The organism is Inquilinus limosus MP06 (assembly GCF_000767795.1).
Lineage (GTDB): Bacteria > Pseudomonadota > Alphaproteobacteria > DSM-16000 > Inquilinaceae > Inquilinus > Inquilinus limosus_E.
Genome location: NZ_JANX01000601.1, coordinates 1 through 3,722, shown reverse-complemented (window position 1 = coordinate 3,722; position 3,722 = coordinate 1). Strand labels below are relative to the sequence as shown.

Genomic DNA, 3,722 nt, shown 5'->3' with positions numbered 1-3,722 from the left:
GCAGGGCCAGCGCCCCGGCCTCCATCGCCTCGGCCTCGGCCAGCACCGCGGCGCCGGCCGCGTTCGGGCGGTAGCCGTCGGGACGGCGGTCGAAGATCGGCCGGCCCAGCGCCCGCTCCAGCCCGTCCAGCCGGCGCGACACGGTGGCGTGGTTCACCCCCAGCGCCCGGGCGGTGGCGGACAGGCTGCCATGCCGCGCCAGAGCGACGGCGTAGCGGACATCGTCCCAGTCCAGGGCTGTGCGGTTTCGATCGGGCATGGTGCAGGGATGATAGTCCATGCACAGGCCGAGGGGGTCTTAGAATTCCTTGGAATTGGCCCCGATCGTCTTTCTCTTTCCTGTCATTGCCGGGCTTGACCCGGCAATCCAGAGGGTCCCGACAGCCTCTGGATGCCCGGGTCAAGCCCGGGCATGACAAGAAGGGTTTCGTTCGGTGGTCATCGCCGTCCATGCCAGCCCTCCGCGAGGCCGTGATGACCCTGCTGCGCGCCGCCACCGTCCAGTTCCGGCACCGGGCCGATGACAAGCCCTACAACCTGTCCCGCATCCGCCACTTCACCGAGGTTGCGGCGGCGGACGGGGTGAAGATCCTGGCCTTTCCGGAGATGTGCATCACCGGCTACTGGCATGTCCGCAACCTCGGCCGCGATGCCATCGCCGCCCTGGCCGAGCCGGTGCCGGACGGGCCGTCGGTGCAGGTGGTGCGCGATCTCGCGGTACAGCACGGCATGGCGATCGGCGCCGGGCTGGTGGAGGCGGGCGGCGACGGCCGCTTCTACAACTCCTATGCCGTCTGCCTGCCGGACGGGTCGGTGCATGGGCACCGCAAGCTGCACGCCTTCGAAAGCGACCACATCGCCAGCGGCAACCGCTACACCGTGTTCGACACGCCCTGGGGCGTGCGGCTGGGCGTGCTGATCTGCTGGGACAACAACCTGGTGGAGAATGCCCGGGCCACGGCTCTGCTGGGCGCGGAGATCCTGCTGGCGCCGCACCAGACCGGCGGCTGCGCCTCGCGCAGCCCGCACGCCATGGGGCTGATCGACCCGGCGCTGTGGCACCGGCGGCACGAGGACCCGGCGGCGATCGAGGCGGAGTTCGCGGGGCCGAAGGGCCGCGGCTGGCTGATGCGCTGGCTGCCGGCGCGGGCGCATGACAACGGCCTGTTCCTCCTGTTCAGCAACGGCGTCGGCGAGGATGACGGCGAGGTGCGCACCGGCAACGCCATGGTGCTGGACCCCTATGGCCGCATCCTGGCCGAGACCGGCGTGGCCGACGACGCCATGGTGACGGCCGATCTCGACCTCGACCTGCTGCCGCTGGCCACCGGCCGACGCTGGATCCGCGGAAGGCGGCCGGAGCTGTACGGCCTGCTGACCGAGCGGCAGGGCCACGAGCTCGGCCCCCGCCAAGCCCGATTCTCGCCCGACCCGGTGGTCAGGCGCTGAGGCTAGCCTCCCTTCCTGAACCCAGCCGGGTTGACCCCGTAGCGGGTGCGGAAGGCGCGGGCGAGGGCGGAGCCGGAGGCGAAGCCGCAATCGGCGGCGATGTCGTTGACCGGGCGGTCGGTGTTCTCCAGCAGGCGCCGGGCCAGGGCCAGGCGCAGCTCGGCGTAATAGGCCTTGGGGCCGGTGCCGAGCGTCGCCCGGAAGCGCTGCAGCAAAGCGCGCGGGCCGATGCCCAGCTCCGCCGCGATCGCCTCGACCGGCAGTGGCGCCTCGATGTTGGCCTCCATCAGCCGGATCGCCCGCACCAGCAGCGGGTCTTGCCAGGCCAGCCGGCCGGCGGCGACCATGTGCTGCGGGTCGTGGCCGGGCGGCGCGCCCTCGTAGAGGAAGGTGCTGGAGACGGCGAGAGCGAGGCTCAGCCCGTGCTCGCGCCGCAGCAGGTCCAGCATCAGGTCCAGGGTCGGCAGCGCCCCGCCGGCGGTGATGCGGCGGCGGTCGACGACGAAGCGGTCGGGCACCGCGGTCACGGCCGGGAAGCGCTCGGCGAAGTCGCGCAGATCCTCCCAATGGGTGGTGGCGCGGTGGCCGTCCAGCACTCCGGCCAGGGCCAGCACATAGGGCGCCGATTCCAGCCCGGCGATCACCGCGCCGCGCCGGGCCGCCGCGCGCAGGAAGCGGCGCACGCCGGGTGTGGCCCGTGCCTCGGCCTCGAAGCTGGCGACGACGTACAGCGTGTCGGCACCGCCCGCCGGCATCGCCGCATCGGCGTCGATCCGCAGCCCGCTGCTGCTGGTGACCGGCCCGCCATCCTCGCTCAGCACCGACCAGTCGAACAGCCGCCGCCCCGCCATCCGGTTGGCGACCCGCAGCGGTTCGACCAGCGCCGCCAGGGTCAGGTTGGAGAAGGCATCCAGCACCAGGATGTCGATCCGCCGCGGCTCGGCCATGCTTCCGATTCCGTATTGACTGGATCCGAAACGGTATCGCCCGCCCGGCCAGCGTCGCAATAGCCTCTTCGGAAACAGGGAGGCGGCGATGGATTTCGGGCTCAGCCACGAGCAGCAGCTGGTCGTCGATACGGTGCGCGGCTTCGTCGAACGCGAGCTGCAGCCGCTGGAGCGGGAGGTCGAGCGCACCGGCCATGTCGCGCCGGAGGTCGGCCGCGAGATCCAGCGCAAGGTGCGCGATCTCGGCTTCTACGCCCCCAACATCCCGGAGGCGTTCGGCGGCGGCGGCCTCGACCACCTGACCTTCACCCTGCTGGAGCGCGAGCTCGGCCGGGCCTCGATGGCGCTGACGGTGTTCTGGGGCCGGCCCTCCAACATCCTCTGCGCCGGCACGCCGGAGCAGCGCGAGCGGTACCTCCTGCCCTGTGTCCACGGCGAGGCGATCGACGCCCTGGCGATGACCGAGCCCGACGCCGGCTCCGACCTGCGGGGCATGAGCTGCAGCGCCCGGCGCGACGGTGGCGACTGGGTGATCAACGGCACCAAGCACTTCATCAGCCATGCCGACGTGGCCGATTTCGTCATCCTGTTCGCGGCCACGGGCGAGGATGCGGCCGGGCGCAGGCGTATCTCCTGCTTCCTGGTCGACCGTGGCACGAGGGGCTTCGAGATCCGGCCCGGCTACAACTCGGTTTCGCATCGCGGCTATCACAACGCCACGCTGACCTTCGACGACTGCCGGGTGCCGGCGGACCAGATGCTGGGCGAGGAGGGGCGGGGCTTCGACCTGGCCAACACCTGGCTGCACGCCACCCGCCTGACCGTGGCGGCGATGTGCGTCGGCCGGGCGCGCCGCGCCTTCGACCTTGCTTTGTCCTACGCCGCTCAGCGCAAGCAGTTCGGCCAGCCGATCGGCCGGTTCCAGGGCACCGGCTTCAAGCTGGCCGACATGATCACCGAGATCGACGCCGCCGACTGGCTGACGCTGGCGGCCGCCTGGCGCATCGACCAGGGCCAGGACGCCAACCGGGCGATCAGCCAGGCCAAGCTGTTCGCCTCGGAGATGCTGGGCCGGGTGACGGATGCGGCGCTGCAGATCCATGGCGGCATGGGGCTGATGGACGACCTGCCGATCGAGCGCTTCTGGCGCGACGCGCGGGTGGAGCGGATCTGGGACGGCACCAGCGAGATCCAGCGCCACATCATCGCCCGCGACCTGCTGCGGCCGCTGGGGGTGTGAGATGGTGATGCTGGTATCTGAAAGACGCCAAGTCCTGGACGGGTGTCTCCTCATTGAGTCCCCCCTCCCCTTGCGGGAGGGGGGGA

General features: G+C 71.3%; 4 protein-coding genes. 2 read left to right on the top strand and 2 right to left on the bottom strand.

The genetic code is table 11. The annotated features are described in order from the left end of the window. Window positions 1-259, bottom strand: a 259-nt coding sequence (locus P409_RS29230) for a helix-turn-helix domain-containing protein (RefSeq protein ID WP_152613605.1), incomplete at its 3' end; no start/stop codon positions are given. 215 nt (window positions 260-474) lie between these two features. Here P409_RS29230 and P409_RS29225 point away from each other — a divergent pair. Next, a complete protein-coding gene (locus P409_RS29225) occupies window positions 475-1,449 on the top strand; it encodes a nitrilase family protein (protein ID WP_034846707.1) in 975 nt (324 codons plus the stop codon). Window positions 1,450-1,451: 2 nt separating this feature from the next. Here the strand turns inward: P409_RS29225 and P409_RS29220 are convergent, their stop codons facing one another. Then, window positions 1,452-2,396, bottom strand: a complete 945-nt coding sequence (locus P409_RS29220; protein WP_034846705.1) for a GlxA family transcriptional regulator — start codon at window positions 2,394-2,396, stop codon at window positions 1,452-1,454. Window positions 2,397-2,484: 88 nt separating this feature from the next. Here P409_RS29220 and P409_RS29215 point away from each other — a divergent pair, with 88 nt between their 5' ends. Next, on the top strand, window positions 2,485-3,636 hold the full coding sequence (locus P409_RS29215; protein WP_034846703.1) for an acyl-CoA dehydrogenase family protein: 1,152 nt from the start codon (window positions 2,485-2,487) through the stop codon (window positions 3,634-3,636). Window positions 3,637-3,722: the final 86 nt, after the last annotated feature.

What these genes read in the sequence shown, in the direction of transcription:
- P409_RS29225 (WP_034846707.1), top strand. Translation starts at nt 475, where the DNA reads ATGACCCTGCTGCGCGCCGCCACCGTCCAGTTCCGGCACCGGGCCGAT.
- P409_RS29220 (WP_034846705.1), bottom strand. Translation starts at nt 2,396, where the DNA reads ATGGCCGAGCCGCGGCGGATCGACATCCTGGTGCTGGATGCCTTCTCC.
- P409_RS29215 (WP_034846703.1), top strand. Translation starts at nt 2,485, where the DNA reads ATGGATTTCGGGCTCAGCCACGAGCAGCAGCTGGTCGTCGATACGGTG.